Raw genomic sequence first — 21,738 nt, 5'->3', positions numbered from 1 at the left:
AAACAAATCCTTCCTTTCCTTTTGTTCTATGTGACGACTCATGAAGTATGTTATACTACACACGGTACACTGTTCGAAATGGAGGGTATCGGTGAGTAAATACACTTCTCAAAATAATCACACACAAGTCGTACAGCTATTCCAAGATGGGCATTACTTTTTTCATAAAGGTCTAAAAGCATATAGAGAAAGAAATCTGTCTAGGGCAAGTAAGCTGATACAGCGGGCCATCGTACTTGAGCCTGAAAATGTAGAAATGCTGTCGCAACTTGCCATTATTTATACTGAAATGGGTCATTACCAACAATCAAATGAACTGCTTGATTTTATCCTTGAACACTTGGATGAGAATATGTCAGAGTGTCACTACTTTAAAGCCAATAATTATGCGAATCTCGGTTTGTTTCAAGAGGCATATAGATGCGCCACTGCTTATGCTGCGCTGGAAGAAGACGGGGAATTTGCAGATGAAAATGACGATCTCCTCGATCTGCTTGATATGAGTGACGATGTTGATGAAGATTTTCCTTATGATCAGGATGATCTGATTGTAAAGCAGGATCAAGCCAACCATTTGCTAGAAAGCGGCAGGCTGGATGAAGCAATCGAGATGCTGGAACAGATGCTTGTTGAGTATCCAGAGTTTTGGTCAGCGTATAATAATCTCGCTTTGGCCTATTTTTATTCTGGCCAAATCGATCAGGCAAAAGAAATGTTGAACCGGGTCCTTCATGAAAATCCCGGTAATCTGCATGCCCTTTGTAATCAGCTTGTTTTCTATCATTATGAAAAAGAAGAAGAAAAGGTCAATCTGTTAGCGAAGCAATTAACGCACGTGTATCCAATATTAAGTGAACAGCGTTATAAGCTTGGCGCGACATTTGCCCTTGTTGGAGAATTTGAATGGGCATTTAAATGGCTTTATTCTTTGTATAAAACGGGTTTCCAAGGCGATAGTACGTTTTTATACTGGCTAGCAAGTGCGGCCTATTATACGGGTCACAAAACGCTGGCGCAAACCGTCTGGGATAAGATGGTGGAAGAAGATATTGATGCAGATGAAATCAAGCCGTGGCAAGACAAACCAGAGGAGTCTGAGCCAATGGTTTCAATTGAGGAACGACTCACTGCCTACTATGTCAGCAAACAAAAAGGTGAACGTGACGTCTTGCAATCTGTTCTGGATTCCCGCGCTGCGAAAACGGCCTTTGAACAGCAGTTTATTGAGTTACTTTTATATGAAGGTCAAATGGAAGAACGATCGTTTTCAGAAGATGCGGTCTTCGCAAAACAGGCGGCATCTGCTTTGGAAGAAGCTGTGCAGCCTGATAGCCACATGCCATATTTTTGGTTATTCCATATTATTCAGCAAGCACGCGCTTCAGGCGTAGAGAAGAAAAATGCCATTGCATGGGCAGCAGCTTCTTATTATCTATGGATGAATGAACAAGAAGAATCAGCTGTCAGCAAAAAAGAGATCGCAGCTTCTTTTCAGATCAGCGTTCAAACGCTGTCAAAATATGAGAATGTTATTTGTACGTTCATGGTTTGAATAGGTAAATAGATTCAGATAACAGCAGCATGGCCGAAAAGGTCATGCTTTTTTCTTGGATAAAAAGGTGGGATTTGCTAGGATTTGGCGAAGTATGACAATCTCGACATCTATTTGAAACATAAATGTAATAAAAATATTAGCTCATTTTGTCGATGTGTCATGTATAATGAAACTCGTGGATTAAAACAAAGACATATATTTAAATATTTTACTATACATAATGCAACACCTAGTGATAGAAACAATCTGGTCAACATCTGACTGAATCATCAGGAAGAAAGACACAGGAAGCACAGATTGGTCGCAGAGAATTTGCTGCTTTCTCATGTCGCTTGGGAAATTGTCAAAGGAGGAACTATACGTGAAAAAGTTTATTACTTTCGGTTTAGCTTCGGTGATTGGAGCGAGCGGTTTATTTATTCCATTTACTCATGAAGCAAATGCACAGAACTTTGAACAAAAGAAACAAGAACTAGACAGCAAGCAGTCAGAGGTAAACAAGAATCTTCAAAAGAAAAAAGAAGAGCTTTCAAAGCTTGAGGCAAAACAAGAGGCACTTGCGCTAAAGCTAAAAGAAATTGACGAAAAAGCTTTAAAAACAAGTGATCAAATCGAAGAAAAACAAAAAGAAAACGAAAAAACAAAAAAAGAAATCAAAGCACTGAAAAAAGAAATTGCTGATACAGAAAAACGTATCGAAGAAAGAAACGAATTCTTGAAAAAGCGTGTACGTGCGCTTCAAGAAAGCGGTGGTTCTACGAAATACATAGATGTATTACTAGGAGCAAAAAGCTTTAGCGATTTCATCAGTCGTGCAGGTGCTGTATCTACATTAATCAACGCAGACAGCGAAATCATTAAAGAACAAGAAAGAGACAAAGCGGAATTACAAAAGTCTGAAAACGAATTAAACACAAAGCTTGAAGATGTTCAAAAGACGCTTGCAAAGCTTGAAACACTTCAAACTGACTTAAATAAACAGCTTGATGAGAAAGACAAGCTATTCAAGCAAGTGAAAAAGCAAAAAGGAAGTGCTTCTTCTCAAATCAGCGAGTTAAATACTGAGGCAAACAGCATTGCATCTGAAAAAGACGCAACAATCGCTGCTCAAAAACAAGCTGAAAAAGAAGCAAGAGAAGCTGCTCAAAAAGCAAAAGAAGAAAAAGCACAAAGACAACAGCAGCGTCAAGCAGCTGTTCAAGCTGAAGACAACAGCTCTAATAACGACAGCGGTTCTTCTTCAAATAACAGTGGATCTTCAAATAACAATAGCAGCAGTTCACCGAGCAAGAAGCCATCTTCTGGCGGTGGATCACCTGTCAGCAATAACGTAGGCGGAATCGAAGGTGCGATCAGCACAGGTTCTACCATTGTAGGACAATCTCCATATAAATGGGGCGGCGGCAGATCACAAGCCGATATTGACGCACGTCGTTTTGACTGTTCTTCATTCGTTCGCTGGGCATTTGCATCAGCAGGCATCAACCTTGGACCAGTTGGCGGTACAACAACAGATACGCTTGTAGGTAAAGGAAGAGCTGTAAGTGCATCTGACATGAAACGCGGAGACCTTGTGTTCTTTGATACGTATAAAGTAAATGGACACGTTGGTATTTACTTAGGAAACGGTACATTCTTGAACGATAATAGCTCCCATGGCGTTTCAGTTGATTCAATGAGTAATCCTTATTGGAAGAGATATTTCAATGGCGTTGTCAGAAGAGTCGTTGAATAAATCATTACTTCTTATATAACCGTAAACAGGCTTCCTTAAACAGCAGTTTAAGGAAGCTTTTTCTTTTTTTGAAGATATGAGCAAATGATTCGCTTATTATCCGCAGATTTAATAGGATATGGGTAAGGAATAAAAGCTAAGAGTGGAAATGATGCTCTCTGTCATGAATGGAAGCATCACCCAAGGGCATTCTAATAAGAAATGCTAGCAGCAATTGAAGAGGGAGTGACAGTTGTGTCAGAAGAAAAAATCTACGATACGATCATCATTGGAGCGGGTCCTGCCGGAATGACAGCCGCTGTTTATACATCACGGGGAAATCTTTCAACACTGATGATTGAAAGAGGAATTCCAGGCGGCCAAATGGCGAATACGGAAGATGTCGAGAACTATCCGGGCTTTGAAAGCATCTTAGGGCCGGAACTTTCAAATAAAATGTTTGAGCATGCAAAGAAATTCGGTGCCGAGTATGCGTATGGCGATATTAAAGAAATTGTAGATGGTGAAGAGTACAAAATCGTCAAAGCTGGTTCAAAAGAATACAAAGGACGCTCTGTCATTATTGCGGCAGGTGCTGAATACAAAAAAATCGGTGCACCAGGCGAAAAAGAACTTGGCGGCCGCGGCGTATCATACTGCGCTGTATGTGATGGAGCCTTCTTTAAAAACAAAGAGCTTGTGGTGATTGGCGGAGGAGACTCAGCAGTAGAAGAGGGTGTTTACCTCACTCGCTTTGCGTCTAAAGTCACAATTGTCCATAGACGCGACAAACTGCGTGCCCAAAGCATCTTACAAGCACGTGCATTTGATAATGAAAAAATCGACTTTATGTGGAACAAAACCGTCAAAGAAATCAATGAAGAGAACGGGAAAGTCGGCAGTGTGACATTAATTGATACCGTGACAGGTGAGGAAGAAGACTTCAAAACAGACGGCGTCTTTATCTACATCGGTATGCTGCCGCTGTCTAAACCATTTGAAAATCTAGGGATTACAAATGCAGAGGGCTACATCGAGACAAACGAAAGAATGGAAACAAAAGTTGAAGGAATCTTCGCAGCTGGCGACATTCGTGAAAAAACCCTTCGTCAAATCGTCACAGCAACAGGTGATGGAAGTATTGCAGCACAGAGTGCACAGCATTATGTAGAAGAGCTTGCTGAAAAGCTAAAAGCAATGAAATAAACAGCTGTCGTAAATCCTTAATATTGCGTCACGGGCTTTTAACTGGAATGTAACACGGGTGAAACAATTATCCGTTATGATGAAACTAGTAATTGACCCCCTTTTATAAGGAATACATGTTTGGCACGGATGTGAATCCGTGTCCTTTTTTTTGCTTAAAATCAGAAATTCACGAGATGTTCACAAATGACGCATGGAGAACCGTTAGATGTTGTAAAATAAAGAATAGAGAAAGTGCCCGTCACCATATTCATACGAAAACCTGTCTGTTTTCAGTGAAGAACGGGCATGTTCATTGTGGGAGTCATGATGAACCTGTATAATAAGAAAAAGACATAAAAGAGTAGGTGACAGCTGATGCAACGAGTAACCAATTGTGTGCTGCATCACGAAGATCAAGTTCTCTTGCTGCAAAAGCCAAGACGAGGCTGGTGGGTAGCACCTGGCGGCAAAATGGAGAGCGGAGAATCGGTCAAGGATTCAGTCGTTCGAGAATTTAGAGAAGAAACAGGCATTTATATTTTAAATCCGCAGCTAAAAGGCGTGTTTACCTTTATCATAAAAGAAGGCGATCAAATCGTTCAAGAGTGGATGATGTTCACCTTTATGGCAGATTCCTTTACAGGAAAAAACGTATCAGAGTCGGAGGAAGGCATTTTAAAATGGCATGATGTAAAAGATGTACCCAGCTTGCCGATGGCTCCAGGAGATTCCCATATTCTTGACTTCATGTTGAAAGGGAAAGGACTTCTCCACGGCACTTTTACGTATACACCAGACTTTGAGCTGATTGCTTATCGATTAGATCCTCAAGGAGACTAATAAATGAACCGTTTTCATAAAGAAGGAGAGGGAGCAGGCATGAATACGCACAAACAAGATGATATTCAGCTTGTGATTATTACAGGGATGTCAGGTGCGGGGAAAACCGTTGCCATCCAAAGCTTTGAAGACTTAGGTTACTTTTGTGTGGATAACTTACCGCCATCACTTTTACCGAAGTTTCTAGAGCTTATGAAGGAATCCAATTCAAAGATGAGCAAGGTGGCCCTTGTGATGGATTTGCGCGGACGCGAATTCTTTGATAGCTTAATTGCAGCCTTAGATGAAATGAGTGATCTTGGTTGGATCACACCAAGAATATTATTCTTAGATGCAAACGATAAGGTACTTGTCTCAAGATACAAAGAAACGAGACGTTCGCATCCTCTTGCGACAACAGGTTTGCCGCTCGAAGGAATCGCGATGGAACGCGATCTGTTAGAAGAGTTAAAAGGCCGAGCTCAAATGATTTTTGATACATCGGATTTGAAACCGAAACAGCTTCGAGAAAAGATTGTCACACACTTTGCTACGAATCAGGGGCAAGTGTTTACAGTGAATGTGATGTCATTTGGCTTTAAGTACGGCTTGCCAATTGATGCTGATCTTGTATTTGATGTGAGATTTCTGCCGAATCCTTACTATATAGAGAGCATGCGTCCACAGACTGGAAATGATGAAGAAGTACGCTCCTATGTCATGAAGTGGAGTGAAACGCAAAAGTTCACAGAGAAATTAATCGACCTTCTCAGCTTTATGCTTCCGTCCTATAAACGAGAAGGGAAAAGTCAGCTGGTGATCGCTATTGGCTGTACAGGTGGACAGCACCGATCAGTGACGCTAGCGAACTACTTATCGGAGTATTTTAAAAATGACTACTATACTCATGTCACTCACCGGGACATTGAAAAGAGAAGCAGAAAATAGATGACGACACTTCCAAAGGTGGTCATTCTTGGCGGAGGCACTGGCTTATCTGTTTTGCTCAGAGGGCTAAAAACAAAGCCAGTGGATATTACCGCTATTGTAACGGTTGCTGATGATGGAGGCAGCTCAGGCAGACTGCGACATGATTTGAATATTCCGCCTCCAGGCGATATTCGGAATGTCCTTGCGGCACTTTCTGATGTCGAACCGCTTGTAGAAGATTTATTTCAGCACCGTTTTAATAAAGGGAATGACTTAACAGGCCACTCTCTCGGCAATCTCATTCTTGCGGCTATGACGAATATAACCGGTGATTTTTTTCATGCCGTCACAGAAATGAGCAAGGTCTTAAATGTGAGAGGAAAAGTATTGCCAGCAGCGAATTCAAGTGTTGTTCTTCATGCTGAATTAGAAAATGGGCAAGTGGTAACAGGAGAATCAAAAATCCCAACCTATGGTGAGCGAATTAAACGAGTGTTCCTCACACCCGATACGATTGAACCGCTCCCAGAATCGATTCAAGTCATTCGTGAAGCCGACTTGATCGTCCTCGGACCTGGCAGCTTGTATACAAGTATCTTGCCAAACTTGCTTGTACCGCATATTGGCGAAGAAGTGATTCGTTCTAAGGCGAAAAAAGTCTATATTTGCAATGTCATGACACAGCCGGGGGAAACGCTTTCCTACAGTGCAGCTGATCATGTGCAGGCACTAAACGATCATATGGACCGACCATTTATCGATACGATATTTGTGAACAATAAAGAAATTCCAGAAGAAATCAAAGCAAAATATGCAGAAGAACAGGCGCAGCCTGTACAATTCGACACAGATGTACTCAAAGCCATGGGACTAGAAGTCATCCCTGGGGAAATCATTACATATGACCAGCATGTGATTCGTCATGATACGCTGAAAGTAGCTGCGCTGCTTGTCGATTTGCTGCATCAGAAAAAATAGGAATGGGGGTGGCAAGGATGTCATTTGCATCCGAAACAAAAAAAGAGCTGACTAATCTGGAAGTGAAGGACTGCTGCACAAAAGCAGAGCTTTCTGCCCTCATCCGTATGAACGGTTCATTATCTTTTTCTAATCGAAAATTGATTTTAGATATACAGACAGAGAACGCAGCCATTGCAAGACGTATTTATACCCTTTTGAAAAAGAAATACGATGTGACTGTGGAGCTGCTCGTTCGTAAAAAAATGAGATTAAAAAAGAATAATGTGTATATTGTCAGACTGGTAGAACGAGCGAAAACCATTTTAGAGGACCTAAAGATATTAGGTGAACAATTTGTATTTGAACGCAACATTTCAGAAGAACTTGTGAAGAAAAGATGCTGCAAGCGTTCCTATATGAGAGGTGCTTTTTTAGCAGGAGGTTCTGTGAATAATCCAGAAACCTCTTCGTATCACCTTGAGATTTTTTCACTATACAAAGAACATAATGATGCCCTTTGTGAGCTCATGAATCAATTCCATCTTAATAGTAAAACACTTGAACGCAAAAAAGGCTTTATCACATACATGAAGGAAGCGGAGAAAATTACGGAATTCTTAAGTGTTGTGGGTGCTCATAACTCATTGCTTCGTTTTGAAGACGTGCGCATCGTCCGAGATATGAGGAATTCTGTGAACCGGCTCGTCAATTGTGAAACAGCAAACTTGAATAAAACGATCGGTGCCTCACTGCGCCAGGTTGAAAATATTCAATTCATTGACGAAAAGATTGGATTAGACGCTCTGCCAGATAAGCTGCGTGAAATTGCGCAACTGCGTATTGACTACCAAGAAGTCACACTAAAGGAACTTGGCGAAATGGTGGAAAGCGGCAAGATCAGCAAATCAGGCATTAATCACCGTTTAAGAAAGCTAGATCAGATTGCAGAACAATTAAGAAACGGACAAGCTGTTACACTCAAATAGGGAAATAAAAAAGGGAGGCAGATCATATGGTGGAAAAAACGGTCACAATTCAGCTGAAAACGGGTTTGCAGGCACGTCCGGCTGCTTTGTTCGTTCAAGAAGCCAATCGTTTTGGTGCTGATATTTTTCTAGAGAAAGATGGGAAAAAGGTCAATGCGAAGAGTATTATGGGACTGATGAGCCTTGCGATCAGCTCTGGGGTCACCGTCAAACTAATAGCTGATGGAGCAGATGAACAAGAAGCCATCGATGCGTTAACGGATTTTATCAATCAAGAAAACTGAGTCTCTTCAAGGGCTCAGTTTTTTTAGGAGGGAAAGTTGTGATTCAATCAGCCTTTTTACAGAAAATTGGATACGAAGCCGTGTCCATTACGTTTGATCAATTGCCGGATTTACTAAGGAAGATGGCTTATACCTTTCCTTTTGAAAATAGATCTGTGGTGGGTAAACACGCCTATGCTTTGGATCCAGAAGGTTTGAAGCATCATCTTCTGGAAGGCAGCAGAGGTGGGCTTTGCTATGACCTCAATCCGCTCTTATATTATGTCTTAAAAGAGGCAGGTCTCGCTGTACAGCTCGTTCAAGGGACCGTATATAACAAAGAAGCAGAGAAGTGGGCACTGGATGGGACGCATGTAGCCATCGTCCTTCAACATCACCATGAGCGCTACCTCATTGATGCAGGATTTGGTGTGAATTTACCCCTTCAGCCCGTCCCTTTTACAGGTGAATGGGTGGAAGCACCGTCCCTTCGTTTTCGAGTGAACGAAGAGGAAACAGAAAAAGGAACCCATCTACTCCAATTGGATAGGGGAGCGGGTGCTGAAACAGGTTATGCTTTCACATTAAAAGAAGTCGGTGAAGATACACTTGTGCAATTGCGGCATGAGATTTATGAAAATGAAGCCTCTCCTTTTAACAAAAGACCGCTTGCATCCAAACTGACACCAACAGGTCGTGTGATCGTGACAGAGGATCATGTCACGATACATGAACAGGACGAAGTATCGAAGAAACCACTCTCACAACCGTTTGAGGAGTACGTACAAAAACTGCTTCCGTAAACAATATGAAAAAAGACAGCCCTTTTGACTTAGGGCTGTCTTTTTACAATGATTAACGAATCCTCGTAAATGTCGCATAGTGATCGGTTGTTTTATAAATGAGCCAGTCACTTGAGTATACTAGGCGGTCAGCATTACGGAAACCGGAGACGTAGTTGATGTCGGCTTCACGCCATGTACGGCCACTAGCTGATGGAAGGCGTCCTTCCCGATTAGAGAATACGTCTCCACCGATGCTTTTGCCCGGCGCGACTTCAGCTAAATTTCCTTTTGATGCAACCCATCCGAGGGCGCTCGCTTGTGATTTGGTGATGTAATTATCAGGTAGTCGTTTATAGCGGATTAAGTAATCTGCTACACCATCAAAGGTATTAATGACGGCAAGGGTACGAAGGTCTGGTGCAAGCTGTACGGAAGCAGTCTCATTTGTGGCTGTGGGTGTAAGTGGTGTTTCTGCATGGACTTGCTGCGGGATAAATCCAGAAAACAGAATGGCAGCAATCAGAGCGAACAGAGTAAAAATCGAACTTATTTTTTTCATCTTGATCCTCCTCAAAAGGAAATGGGATGCCGTCCTCTTGATGCTTGTCTACCTCATATTATAGCACCGGCATATGAAGAGAATGTAAAGAATCAGGAGATTGGAAAAAATGAGGCTTTTTGACCTACTGTCTCTAGATGACGTAAACAAAAAGACGCAGTTCCCTGCGCCTTTTTTCAATTAAGATGAGGCAAGCTCCTTCACAATATCAACAGGGGCTTTACCGTCAATTCCGTGAATCACATTATGAATGGCTCGTTTCAGCATAAGATCTCTTGTCGTTTCAGTAGCGGAACCGATATGCGGGGCAAGCGTGACATTGTCCATCTCTTTGAAAGGATGATCTTCCTGAAGCGGTTCTTGCTCATACACATCCAGACCAGCTCCTTTAATCCACCCTTCCTGCAGTGCTTGAATGAGGCTTTTCTCATCGACGGTTTTTCCTCGGGAGATGTTCACGAATAAAGCTGTCGGCTTCATTAATTTCAATTCCCGCTCTCCTATCATATGGTACGTCTCATCCGTCAGCGGTGTGATTAACACAATGATATCAGCTTGCTTTAGCAAGTCATCCAGTGCACAATATACAGCGCCATAGGCCGATTCGGCTTTCTCGTTTCGGCTCCGGTTGTGATAGAGGACGTTCATATCAAAACCATGAGCGGCTCGTTTGGCTACTTGCTCACCGATTCGTCCCATCCCAATGATCCCAAGCGTTTGATGATGGACATCAATGCCGAATATATCTTCCTCTTGAACAAATTTTGTCCATTTTCCCTTGCGGATAAAACGATCAAGCTCGGCAATTCTCCTCGCAGAAGAGAGAATGAGCGAAAAGGCAAGATCAGCAACGGTATGATCGAGTGTATAAGGCGTGTGCGTACCAATCACGCCTCTTTGTCTCATGGCTTCTAGATCAAAATTGTCATAGCCGACTGAATTATTGCTTACCACCTTGAGTTGAGGTGCATGATCTAATAAATCTTGATCAATTTTCGTACCTGATGTTAAAAGGCCATCAGCCTTCTGCAGCTTCTCAAATAATAGATCTCTTGGGATCGGGTCCTTTGACTGCCATACCTCGTATGTACAATGTTCTTTTAACATGTCTTCAAAAGTGGCAGGTAAGGGTTTGGCGACAAAAATATGTGGTTTCATCATCAACTCGCTCCTTTCACATGGTCATCTTTCTCTTTTTATTATAAAGCAACCATTTTGGCAGTACACGTTTGAATATGAGCTGCTCAATATTTAATATACTGAAATAACGGAAAAGGAGAGATTTTTATAGTGAAAGAGTAAATGACATGGCCATCTGATGTCTTTTTATGATGTAGAAAAACGAGTGATTAGTAGATGAGTCATAGAAAAATGCTAGATGTTTCGGGAGATAATCTGACAAACTGGAAAATAGATCGAGACTTTTTGATAGAAAATTTATTATATTTGCAGTGTATTAAACGGGACGGTCATTTTCTACTAAACCTTTTCATCGTCTTTTGGTGAAATGTGAGCCATCGTTTGTAAGCAAAAGCCGCATATCCCCTGTGCTGAAGCGGAACAAAGAGCAAAATAGAGAAAATGCTTACATATTCTCTCATCGTTTTCTCATTTTTTTCTTTTTTTTCTATCATTTTTCTTCTCTATGCTTGAGAACACACAAGGGAAAAGGAGGCCAGGTAAGGCGTTACAATCACTTAAAAAAGATAGGAGATGACAGGATGGAATCAACATTAGAACAGATTCTTCAGCACAATGCAGATTTTGTGAAAGAGAGACAGTATGAGCCTTTCAAGGCGGGAAAATTTCCTGAGAAGAAATTGGTTATATTAACTTGTATGGATACACGCCTGTTGGAATTATTACCGCAATCCATGGGGCTTCGTAATGGTGATGCGAAGATCATTAAAAATGCAGGAGCCATCGTCACACATCCATTTGGCAGTGTCATGCGGAGTATTTTACTAGCCATTTATGAGCTGAAAGCAGAGGAAGTATGCATTGTCGGCCATCATGAATGCGGAATGGCAGGCCTTGCGGCAGACCCTTTACTTGAAAAGGCAAAAGCACGGGGAATTGAGGAAAAGTGTTTGAGCATTGTGAAAAGCGCAGGTGTCGATTTAAAGGGCTGGCTGACAGGCTTTGATTCAGTGGAAGAGAGCGTATCCCAAAGTGTGAAATTAGTCAAAGAGCACCCGCTCATGCCAAGTGATGTAGCTGTTCATGGACTAGTGATTCATCCGGCAACAGGAAAGCTGGATGTCGTTATAAAAGATAAACAGATCGACCCACAGTATACCTAAATCATCTACACATACTTGAAGGAGGCCAACACATACCATGCGTTTTTATGGAAGATTTGAAGGTTATGATTCATCAAAGTTTAGACGCGATTTAATCGCTGGGCTTGTCGTGGGCGTTGTGGCAATTCCTTTAGGCATGGCTTTTGCCATTGCATCTGGTGTCGGACCAGAATACGGATTATACACAGTCATCGTTGCCGGCATTTTGATTTCATTGTTTGGTGGTTCAAAGTATCAGATCGGCGGACCGACCGGGGCATTTGTTCCAATTTTATTCGGGATCGTCAGTCAGTACGGTATTGAAAACTTACTCATTGCTGGTTTTATGGCAGGCTGTATGCTTGTATTATTCGGAATATTCAAACTAGGGAAGCTCATGAAATTTATTCCTCGTCCGGTTATCATCGGCTTTACTGCCGGCATTGCTGTCATTATTTTTTCAGGACAGATTGCCAACTTCCTCGGATTAAAGGGTGTTGAAAAGCATGAAAGCTTTTTCCTCAATATGAGAGAAATCGTGGTCCATCTTGGTACCGCAAACAGTTTCGCCATTCTCACAGCGATTGTTGGGCTCATCGTGATTTTGGCGGCACAAAAATACATTCCCAAAATACCTGGTGCTCTATTAGGTCTACTCGTTTCAACATTTATAGCTGTTCTCTTTTTTCAAGGACAAGTTGAAACCATCGGCTCTGCATATGGCGAAATCCCTCGTCAGCTGCCAACTTTCGCTTTTCCTGAATTGACGATTGAAAAAATGATTTATCTGCTGCCTCCGGCTATTGTCATTGCCCTTTTAGGCGGCGTGGAGTCCATCTTGTCAGCTATGGTTGCTGATAATATGAAAGGCTCAAAGCATGACAGCAACAAGGAGCTTGTCGGGCAAGGAATTGCCAATATGGCGGCACCGCTTTTCGGAGGGATCCCAGCGACGGGAGCGATTGCTCGTACGGCAACAAACATTAAAAATGGTGGAGCAAGCCCCATTTCAGGAGTCGTGCATGGTGTCGTTGTCTTGCTCATCTTAATGTTATTTGCACCATATGCATCGATGATTCCACTTGCTGCCATGGCACCGATTTTGATGTTTGTGGCGTGGAATATGAGTGAGAAAAAAGAGTTTATCAATATTGTCAAAGTCAAAAATGCGGATTCCCTTGTGCTTGTCGTGACCTTCCTGCTAACGGTCATCGGTGATTTGATAATTGGGGTGACTGCAGGTCTCATTTTAGCGTTTATCGCCTTTATCAAAAAAATGAGCCAGACAACGAATATCCACACAAATGTCGCTGTTCCTCAAATCGAAACGGCGGCTGCCTTAGAAAGGGAGACCGATCAGAAAGGGGTTAGTATGTATTCGATTGAAGGGCCACTCTTTTTCGGTACAACCGATTCATTGGAAAATTCGATTTTGGATCATGTTCAGACAAAGCCGAAAACACTCATTTTGCTTATGAACAAAGTGAATTATATGGACACCTCGGCAGAAGCGGTTCTGATGAACATTTCCAATCGTTTAAAGCATCACAATGGAAAATTGATGATTGTAGGGCTTCAATCACAGCCAAAAGAGCTTTTGCATCGTACCGGTCTTTTCCATCACATTGGAAAGCAGCATTTCTTTGAACGAACGGATGATATTACACCACAGCAGCTATAAAAGGCTAAAAAAAGCACGTGACATGTCGGTCACGTGCTTTTTACCTGCTCTTTTTCACTAGAAAACCGTTGTGTGAGTTTCTGTTGATGGGAAGAGAAGACCTCTTCTACTGTTACATCATAGAGATCAGCTAGAACAAGTAGATTTCCTAAGACATCTCCCATTTCTTCAATAAGGTCCTTTCTTAACGCGGCATCCTCCTGTGTTTTCTCATCAGGTCGATCGCGTCCAATTTCGACCGCCCTGACTGCGCGAGCGAGTTCACCTGTTTCTTCCATCAGGAAACCTAACCTGATAAACGGCCCGTATTCTGTCCAATTTCTCATTTTGTAGAAATCTTTGATCCATTTTTCCATTTCAGTTGTTTGCATTCTCTTTATACAGCTCCTTATATGGTGTTCATCTTCTGATTTTACACTATATATAGATGGAGCGGCTGTTTCTTTACAATGAATTATAGTAGAATGAGTGGGTGAAGAAATCATAGAGAGAGATGGAGCTGTTTTGATGAAAACGATTTGTGTGTTTGCTGGTTCGAATCCAGGTGTGAATGACATCTACAAACAAAAAGCTGTCGAGCTAGGGGCTTATATGGCAGAGCAAGGAATCCGCCTTGTATACGGTGGCTCACGAATTGGCTTAATGGGAGCTATAGCGGATGAGGTATTGAAAAACGGCGGGCAAGTGATCGGAGTCATGCCAAAAGGGCTTTTTAGAGGAGAAGTTGTGCATCAAGAGCTCACTGAACTCATTGAAGTCAAAGGGATGCATGAACGAAAAGCGAAAATGAGCGAGCTGGCCGATGGGTTTATTGCCATGCCAGGTGGTTTTGGTACATATGAAGAATTATTTGAGGTGCTATGCTGGGCGCAAATTGGCATCCATCAAAAGCCAATCGGATTGTATCAAGTGAATGACTATTTCAATCCGCTCATAGACATGGTGAAGTTTAGTGTACAGGAAGGTTTTTCGAATGAATCACACCTTCAATTGCTACATGCCTCTGGAGAACCGGAAGAATTGATTTCACAGATGGCTTCCTATCAAACACCGTCTCTTCAGCAGAAATGGACGGAGCTGTCTTAAAATAGATGCATAACAAAAAACCGTCTGTTCAAAGAGCAGACGGTTTGTTTTGTGATTATTTTTGTTCTTCTGTATTACGGGTCAAGACTTTGTCAATGAGTCCGTATTGAAGTGCTTCTTCCGCTGTTTTGAAGTTGTCACGATCTGTATCACGCTCAATGACTTCAATTGGCTGACCAGTACGTTCAGCAAGTACTTGGTTCAGTTTATCGCGTAAAGAAAGGATTCGTTTTGCCGCAATTTCAATTTCTGTTGCTTGACCTTGCGCACCACCTAGTGGTTGGTGAATCATCACTTCACTATTTGGAAGGGCATAACGCTTACCTTTTTCACCAGCAGCAAGCAGGAACGCACCCATAGATGCAGCCATACCAATACAAATAGTTGATACCTTTGGTTTAATAAATTGCATCGTATCATAAATGGCCATACCAGCTGTGATCGAACCGCCAGGGCTGTTAATGTAGATAGAGATATCTTTTTCTGGATCCTCGGCTTCTAAGAAGAGAAGCTGTGATACGATGGAGTTGGCAACATTGTCATCGATCGCAGAACCAAGCATGATAATACGGTCTTTTAAAAGACGAGAATAAATGTCGTAAGCTCTTTCCCCACGATTTGTTTGCTCAATGACTGTAGGTATTAAATTCATAATGTTCCTCCTTCACCTTTTAGGTAAGTATGTAATTCAATGATACATTTTTGGTCAATAAAGGTCAAACAAAATGCTGACCTAAAATCAAATACCCCTATCCATTTTCCCCAAAATCCTTTCACTTCAAACCATCATATGATTATATGTATGGGAATGAAGAAGATACATCGACAGGGCTGGCGATTAATCATTGCTTTCTTGCAGCATTTCCCTTATAATTTGATATGCTGACGTTTAAAAAACATATCGTGCGCTCGTAGCTCAGTTGGATAGAGCGGTGGTTTCCGGTACCACGTCTGCCGGGGGTTCGAATCCCTCCGAGCGCGTCTATAGTATCCGATAGGATTGGATTTATAATGTGTGAAAAAGCTGAAAACCCTTTGAAATATAAAGGGTTTTTTTGTTTTTTATGAGTGGTATTGTGTGAGTAAATTGAGAGGAACTTCACTATTTATTAGAGAGTTCATTTTGTATCGAAAAGCACAGATTAAAATTGTTAAAAAGACAAATTTTCTTTATGATAGCAATCAAGTAAACTTAATCTATTATTGGAGTATAAAGTCAGTGCATCAATATTCTCAAAGCTTGTTCAACGAAAAGGGCAGAATTCCTTAATAAGGAGGCACTAATGAATTGTGAAAGTGTTTTACATCAAATTGAAGTAGCTGTTAAAACATTAATAAAAATAGTCAGTCAATTAGAAGAAGCTGATTTACGAAAAAGACCAACACCTCATAAGCAGTCTATCGGAGAGTTGCTGGAACACATTGCGATTATTTGTGAAGCTGACTGGCGTATTGCGAATGAGGCGACCCAAGAAGAGATGGAAAAATTTTATGCTAATGTATCATATAAAACTGTAAAGTCGATAGAAAAAGGCTTAATGACTAATTTTCATTCATTAAAAAATAATTATATGAAATTATCGGACACAGAACTACTGTCTCGTACCACTTCCTATTGGGGTGTGACATATACAAGGTATGAATGGTTGTTAGAGATATTAGCACATGTTTATCATCATAGGGGACAATTACATGCTATGCTTGTTCACTGTTACAATCAAGACCCCAAAATTTTAATGTTTGAATGATGTTCTTCAACTAAAGGGTGTTTTACTTTAATAAGACCCTGTAATAACACCTATCGTGTCGGGGGATACATTCTCCACGTGTGCATTTGACCTGGTTCACGATAGAAAAAGGTTTCTCGAACCCTCTCCATCAGAAGAGGGTTTTTGTGAGTGGCGCTCACTTCTAAAACTTTAACACTGTTTATGTTATAATTAATAATCATTCTCAATTAAAGGTGGTTTCGTAAGTGAAAAAAATGATTTGGCTTATGAGTCTGCTGGCAGTATTGTTGGTGGCTTGTGGGCAGAAAGACAATAAAGAACAAGAATCAAATACTCGTACATATACAACTGAAACGGGTGAAAAGATCACCATTCCTGACAAGCCTAAACGAATTGTTGTGTTAACAGCAAAGCTTGGAAATTTTAAAAAGTTAGGTGTGACACCTGTTGGCATGACAGATGTTTATCCTAAATCATCCTTTTTAGATGAAACAGGTGTGAAGAGGGTGCCGATAGAAAATGTGGAGGCAATCGCCAAACTGAAGCCTGATCTCATCATTGCTTATTCACAAAATGATCAAGTTGAAAAATATAAAAAGATCGCAAAAACAATCACTTTCACAACAAGTGAACATAGCTTTAAAGAGATGCATATTGAAATCGGAAAGATTCTTGGAAAAGAATCGTTAGCGAAAAAACAAATACAAGAAATGGACGAGCAGCTGAAAAAAGACGGCAAAGAGGTCAAAGCAAAAATTGGTGAAGACAAGACGTTCTCCATCATGGATGTGCAGCCTAAGCAAGTGTATTTATTTGGTACAGACTTTGGCCGCGGTGGGGAGGTCATCTATCAAGGGTATGGATTTAGCCTGCCTGAAAAAGCGGATAAGGCTCTTCCGAAAGAAGGGTATCTCGGTATTTCATTAGAAGAGATGAATGAGTATACAGGTGACTATTTACTTGTACCAACAAAGGATGGAAAAGCACCGAATCCTGATATCACAGGCAGCGGTGTATGGAAGAAGAATAAAGCAGTGAAACAAGGACATGTTTTATCCTATTCAATCAATGAATTTATCTATGCTGATCCAATCTCAATTGAAAAACAGTCTGCTGCGTTTAAACAAATGCTACTTAAAAATTAATAAAAAGAAGACAAAGCACTTAAACAGGAGGCTTTGTCTTTTTTTCTGCTATCCTCTTAAAATACTAGCCATAAGACTCATTTCTGCTCTTTTCAGGCGTATTTGTTGAGCCCGATCACTGTATAAGATTAACATGGAAGGGAATTGACAATAAGGAGAGGATTCTTGTGGCGAAGGTTTTAATGATTACGTTCCCAGCTGAAGGACATGTGAACCCAATGTTAGGAATGATAAGAGCATTTGTTGATCGAGGTGATGAAGTGCATGTGGTCACAACTGAACATTATCAAAAGCGGATCAAACGCTTAGGCGCTCACATACATATACATCCAGATTATATTCGGACATTAAGTGTGGAAGAAGACGATTTGGAATCCATGCAGCCATTTTTTCATGCCATGCTACAAACGTCATTAGACATTTTAGAAGTGGTGGAAACTCTTTCTCAACAGCATTCATTTGATTTGGTCTATTTTGATATGTTTGGAGCAGGTGAGCTTGTGCGGGATTACTTACAGATTCCAGGCATCGGTTCGAATCCTTCTTTTGTGCTGCAAGAGGCACATTTTGATACACCTCTATACAGAAAAGATGAGAAGGCGGCTCATCTGTTAGAAGAAATACATGAACGTTTTGGCGTTCAGCCAACCCATTTGATGCAATTCATGAAAAACCGCGGAGAACTGAATATGGTGTATACAAGTGAATATTTTCAGCCGTCTGTTGATGCATTGGATGATTCGTTTGTCTTCATTGGACCGAGCTTTCTAAAACGTGCTGACCAGCATGATTTCCCGTTAGAAACGCTTGAGCGAGAGAAGGTCGTCTTTATTTCAATGGGAACGGTTCTTGGAGATACTGAAGCATTCTTTAATATGTGTATTGATGCCTTTGCCGACTTTGATGGAAAAGTGATTCTCGCAACTGGTGAAAAAATCGACATGTCTCTCCTAAAAGAAGCGCCATCTCATTTTCTCATCGAGCCTTATGTGCCGCAGCTTGAAGTCCTTGAACTGACAGATGTGTTTGTCACCCACGGCGGGATGAACAGTGTCAATGAAGGTATTCATTATCATGTTCCAATGGTTGTCATCCCGGTTGACAAAGATCAGCCGATGGTGGCAAAAAGACTGACGGATCTCTCTGCTGCTCGTGCACTCGATAAAGACCAGCTGACAGCAAAGCAGTTGAGAGATACTGTAGAAAGTGTACTGGGAAGTGACACGTACCGTGCTGGAATTGAAAAGATTGAAGAAAGTTTCCAAACAGCAGGTGGAACAGAAAAAGCATTACGTGTCATTGATCAGCTTATGCAAGCGAAACAGACTCAATCATGAGTCTGTTTTTTCGGTGAAAAAAGACATTGTATTTCCCAGATCTGTATGCTAATATTCAATTCGTAATCATTTCGATTAATAATCGTAATGATTACGATAAAATGAACATTTGGGGGAAGTACATATGAATCATCAACCTGTTTACATAAAGAAAAAGGACGAGAAAAAGCAGTCCTTTGTGACATATACCTTGATGCTGTTTTCAGTCATGGCTTGTTTTCTATTGGCATCTTGTTCTGAAAATAAGACTTCTTCCAGTTTAAGTGGAAGAGAAGATGATGAACTGGTGTATGCAAGTACAAAAGATATAAGAGACATTAATCCCCATCTATATGGCGGGGAGATGGCCGCTCAAAATATGGTGTTTGAATCGCTTGTTGTGAATACGGAAAAAGGCATTCAACCTGCCCTGGCCCAAAGCTGGGATATTTCTAAAGATGGAAAAACCTACACATTTCATCTTCGAGAAAACGTGACTTTTTCAGATGGTGAGCCATTTAATGCGAAGGCTGTCAAAATGAATATTGATGCAGTTGTCAAAAATATTGAAAAAAATGCTTGGCTCAATCTCGTGTCAGAAATTAAATCCACAAAGGCTGTAGATGAACATACATTTGTTCTCACATTGAAGGAGCCCTATTATCCAACATTAGAAGAACTTGGTTTAACACGTCCATTCCGTTTTATTTCTCCCAAAAGCTTTATTGATGGCACCACATCAAAAGGCGTCAAAGGTTATGCAGGTACAGGTCCTTATGTGTTAAAGGAACATAAGAAAAATCAATATGCCATTTTTGACGTGAATCATCACTATTGGGGAAAGAAGCCAAAGATTTCAACAGTGAAATGGAAGGTCATGCCGGATCACCAAACGATTTTACTCGCTCTGCAAAAAGGGGAGATCGACCTCTTATTTGGAGCTGATGGTGACATGATCGACGGAGATTCATTTCAGGCTTTAAAAGAAGCTGGTCAATATGGGGTAACCGTGAGTCCTCCTGTTGGATCAAGATCTATTGTGATCAACTCCAATGAACCAATAACACAAGATCCAAAAGTAAGAGAAGCATTTCAATATGCCATTCAAAAAGAGATGATTACAGAAGGGATTTTAAATGGAACTGAACAGGTGGCACATACACTGCTCGCCCCATCAGTCCCTTACGCAGATATTCCGCTTAAAAAGAAAACCTATCAAAAAAAGAAAGCAGTGGCATTATTAGATGAGGCAGGCTGGAAGCTAAAAGAAGACGGCTATCGCTATCAAAAAGACAAGCCGCTCAGCGTGACCATTTATTATAATTCGGATAATGCAGGTGAAAGAACGATTAGTGAATCGATTCAGCAGGACTTCAAGCAGGTTGGAATCAAGCTGGATATTAGAGGTGAAGAAAAACAGGCATTTTTAGATCGTCAAAAAACAGGAAAGTTCGATCTTATGTACTCTCTATCTTGGGGACTTCCTTATGACCCTCAAACATACGTCTCTTCATTCCGTGTTGCATCCCATGCTGATTATCAAGCTCAGTTAGGATTGAAAAAGAAAAAGTGGCTGGATGAGACCATTACGAAAGTATTGGTGGAGCCGGATGAGCAAAAGAGGGCACAAATGTACCGAGATATTTTGACGTATATTCATGATGAAAATGTGTATATCCCTATTTCCTATTCTGTGACAAAGGCCGTTTATAATAAGCGCCTCAAAGGTGTAGATTTTCATGTATCTCAGTATGAAATTCCCTTTGATCGAATGTATTTTTCGTCATAAATGGGAGGCTGAGACATGACACGCTATATCATAAAACGATTATTGCTTCTTTTGCCGCTCATTGTATTCATTACGTTTTTTGCGTTTGTGCTACTTGCGATGCGTGCGAGTGATCCAGCTGAGGTCGCTTTACGTGTGAACCAAGTAACCCCAACGGAAGAGATGGTTGAATCTATGCGTCAAGAGTTAGGCTTAGATCAACCTTTTTTCATACGCTATGTCACATGGCTTAAAGACGGATTAACAGGTGATTTTGGCAGTAGTTATGTCACACATGAGCCTGTACTTGACCTGATGATGGAGGCACTTCCTGCGACTTTACAGCTTGCAGGGATGTCCCTTTTGTTTATTATTGTGCTGAGTTTGTTATTCGGAATGGTGTGTGCATATGCGGCACATACATGGTTGGATCGAATCGTGAGAGCATTTGTGTTTATTGCAGCTTCCATGCCTAGTTTTTGGTTGGGCATTTTATTTATCTGGCTTTTTTCAGTCAAATTTAACTGGGTCAACACGAGTGGAATGGAAGGGTTTAAATCGCTTCTTTTGCCAGCGATGACTCTATCGTTTGGCTACTTATCGACCTATGTGAGACTCATTCGAAATCAAATCCTAAAGTTTCAGCACGAGCCCTTTGTTTTTTATGCAAGAGCTCGTGGTTTAAAGGAACGAACCATTCAATTGAAGGTGATGAGACATGCCCTTCAACTAGCGGTAACAGCACTCGGTATGTCAATACCAAAGCTCATTGCAGGAACCGTCATTATTGAAAATCTCTTTGCTTGGCCAGGGGTTGGCCGTTTGTGTGTAACAGCTATTTTTCACGCCGATTTTCCTATGATTCAAGCCTATTTGTTTGTGATGGGAATTCTATTCGTTGTGTGCAACCTTATCGCGGACGTCATACAAATGATCATGAATCCGCAGTTGCGAAAGGAGGTCTGAGAACT

The 21,738-nt window shown here is 41.2% G+C and carries 20 protein-coding genes, 1 tRNA gene and 1 pseudogene; 18 read left to right on the top strand and 4 right to left on the bottom strand.

The features are described from left to right. The first annotated feature begins 91 nt into the window (after positions 1-91). The 9 genes from MHB38_RS16480 (at position 92) to MHB38_RS16440 (ending at position 9,218) form a co-directional block, all read left to right on the top strand. Positions 92-1,552 carry a tetratricopeptide repeat protein gene (locus tag MHB38_RS16480; RefSeq protein WP_202734198.1) on the top strand — a complete coding sequence of 487 codons (1,461 nt, stop codon included), beginning with the start codon at positions 92-94 and terminating at the stop codon, positions 1,550-1,552. A gap of 364 nt (positions 1,553-1,916) precedes the next feature. Then, on the top strand, positions 1,917-3,290 hold the full coding sequence (locus MHB38_RS16475; RefSeq protein WP_008348136.1) for a C40 family peptidase: 1,374 nt from the start codon (positions 1,917-1,919) through the stop codon (positions 3,288-3,290). A gap of 234 nt (positions 3,291-3,524) precedes the next feature. Continuing rightward, entirely contained in the window at positions 3,525-4,475 is a 951-nt protein-coding gene (gene trxB / locus MHB38_RS16470; RefSeq protein ID WP_024719880.1) for a thioredoxin-disulfide reductase, read from the top strand. A 357-nt stretch (positions 4,476-4,832) separates the two neighbouring features. Then, on the top strand, positions 4,833-5,297 hold the full coding sequence (locus MHB38_RS16465; protein ID WP_008348133.1) for an 8-oxo-dGTP diphosphatase: 465 nt from the start codon (positions 4,833-4,835) through the stop codon (positions 5,295-5,297). A 39-nt stretch (positions 5,298-5,336) separates the two neighbouring features. Continuing rightward, entirely contained in the window at positions 5,337-6,224 is an 888-nt protein-coding gene (gene rapZ / locus MHB38_RS16460) for an RNase adapter RapZ (protein ID WP_025208027.1), read from the top strand. Next, positions 6,225-7,184: a gluconeogenesis factor YvcK family protein gene (locus MHB38_RS16455; protein ID WP_008348128.1), complete on the top strand. Its 960-nt coding sequence runs from the start codon at positions 6,225-6,227 to the stop codon at positions 7,182-7,184. A 17-nt stretch (positions 7,185-7,201) separates the two neighbouring features. Then, on the top strand, positions 7,202-8,152 hold the full coding sequence (gene whiA / locus MHB38_RS16450) for a DNA-binding protein WhiA (RefSeq protein WP_008348125.1): 951 nt from the start codon (positions 7,202-7,204) through the stop codon (positions 8,150-8,152). A gap of 26 nt (positions 8,153-8,178) precedes the next feature. Continuing rightward, positions 8,179-8,436, top strand: a complete 258-nt coding sequence (locus MHB38_RS16445; protein WP_008348124.1) for an HPr family phosphocarrier protein — start codon at positions 8,179-8,181, stop codon at positions 8,434-8,436. Between the two features lie 38 nt (positions 8,437-8,474). Beyond that, complete coding sequence (locus MHB38_RS16440) at positions 8,475-9,218, top strand: arylamine N-acetyltransferase family protein (protein WP_017368107.1); 744 nt, start codon at positions 8,475-8,477, stop codon at positions 9,216-9,218. A 52-nt stretch (positions 9,219-9,270) separates the two neighbouring features. Here the strand turns inward: MHB38_RS16440 and MHB38_RS16435 are convergent. Next, a pseudogene (locus tag MHB38_RS16435) lies at positions 9,271-9,597 on the bottom strand (ribonuclease); the annotation flags it as partial. A 342-nt stretch (positions 9,598-9,939) separates the two neighbouring features. Then, complete coding sequence (locus MHB38_RS16430; RefSeq protein ID WP_026050151.1) at positions 9,940-10,917, bottom strand: 2-hydroxyacid dehydrogenase; 978 nt, start codon at positions 10,915-10,917, stop codon at positions 9,940-9,942. A 563-nt stretch (positions 10,918-11,480) separates the two neighbouring features. Here MHB38_RS16430 and MHB38_RS16425 point away from each other — a divergent pair. Next, positions 11,481-12,062, top strand: coding sequence for a beta-class carbonic anhydrase (locus MHB38_RS16425; protein WP_017357909.1), 582 nt, complete (start codon positions 11,481-11,483; stop codon positions 12,060-12,062). Positions 12,063-12,099: 37 nt separating this feature from the next. Beyond that, positions 12,100-13,722, top strand: coding sequence for a SulP family inorganic anion transporter (locus MHB38_RS16420; protein WP_060832675.1), 1,623 nt, complete (start codon positions 12,100-12,102; stop codon positions 13,720-13,722). A 29-nt stretch (positions 13,723-13,751) separates the two neighbouring features. Here MHB38_RS16420 and MHB38_RS16415 read toward each other — a convergent pair whose 3' ends face one another. Further along, entirely contained in the window at positions 13,752-14,093 is a 342-nt protein-coding gene (locus MHB38_RS16415; RefSeq protein ID WP_017368102.1) for a MazG nucleotide pyrophosphohydrolase domain-containing protein, read from the bottom strand. A 136-nt stretch (positions 14,094-14,229) separates the two neighbouring features. Here MHB38_RS16415 and MHB38_RS16410 point away from each other — a divergent pair, with 136 nt between their 5' ends. Next, positions 14,230-14,808: an LOG family protein gene (locus tag MHB38_RS16410; protein WP_017368101.1), complete on the top strand. Its 579-nt coding sequence runs from the start codon at positions 14,230-14,232 to the stop codon at positions 14,806-14,808. Positions 14,809-14,863: 55 nt separating this feature from the next. Here the strand turns inward: MHB38_RS16410 and clpP are convergent, their stop codons facing one another. After that, the gene (gene clpP / locus MHB38_RS16405) at positions 14,864-15,460 is read right to left on the bottom strand and encodes an ATP-dependent Clp endopeptidase proteolytic subunit ClpP (protein ID WP_007500118.1); all 597 of its coding nucleotides are present in this window, start codon (positions 15,458-15,460) and stop codon (positions 14,864-14,866) included. A 253-nt stretch (positions 15,461-15,713) separates the two neighbouring features. On the opposite strand from clpP, the gene MHB38_RS16400 reads away from it, so the two are divergent. The 6 genes from MHB38_RS16400 (at position 15,714) to opp1B (ending at position 21,733) form a co-directional block, all read left to right on the top strand. Further along, positions 15,714-15,789: transfer RNA gene (locus MHB38_RS16400), tRNA-Arg, on the top strand. Positions 15,790-16,091: 302 nt separating this feature from the next. Further along, entirely contained in the window at positions 16,092-16,556 is a 465-nt protein-coding gene (locus MHB38_RS16395) for a DinB family protein (protein ID WP_073412777.1), read from the top strand. Between the two features lie 236 nt (positions 16,557-16,792). Continuing rightward, entirely contained in the window at positions 16,793-17,683 is an 891-nt protein-coding gene (locus MHB38_RS16390; protein WP_234922864.1) for an ABC transporter substrate-binding protein, read from the top strand. 167 nt (positions 17,684-17,850) lie between these two features. Next, entirely contained in the window at positions 17,851-19,020 is a 1,170-nt protein-coding gene (locus MHB38_RS16385) for a macrolide family glycosyltransferase (RefSeq protein ID WP_202734200.1), read from the top strand. A gap of 124 nt (positions 19,021-19,144) precedes the next feature. Continuing rightward, complete coding sequence (gene nikA, locus MHB38_RS16380; protein WP_202734201.1) at positions 19,145-20,788, top strand: nickel ABC transporter substrate-binding protein; 1,644 nt, start codon at positions 19,145-19,147, stop codon at positions 20,786-20,788. A gap of 15 nt (positions 20,789-20,803) precedes the next feature. Continuing rightward, positions 20,804-21,733 (top strand): nickel/cobalt ABC transporter permease, encoded by a 930-nt coding sequence (gene opp1B / locus MHB38_RS16375; RefSeq protein ID WP_017368098.1) that lies wholly within the window; start codon positions 20,804-20,806, stop codon positions 21,731-21,733. Positions 21,734-21,738: the final 5 nt, after the last annotated feature.

The organism is Bacillus sp. FSL K6-3176 (genome assembly GCF_038003325.1).
GTDB classification, from domain to species: domain Bacteria; phylum Bacillota; class Bacilli; order Bacillales; family Bacillaceae; genus Bacillus; species Bacillus altitudinis.
This window is presented reverse-complemented; position numbering and strand designations above follow the sequence as displayed.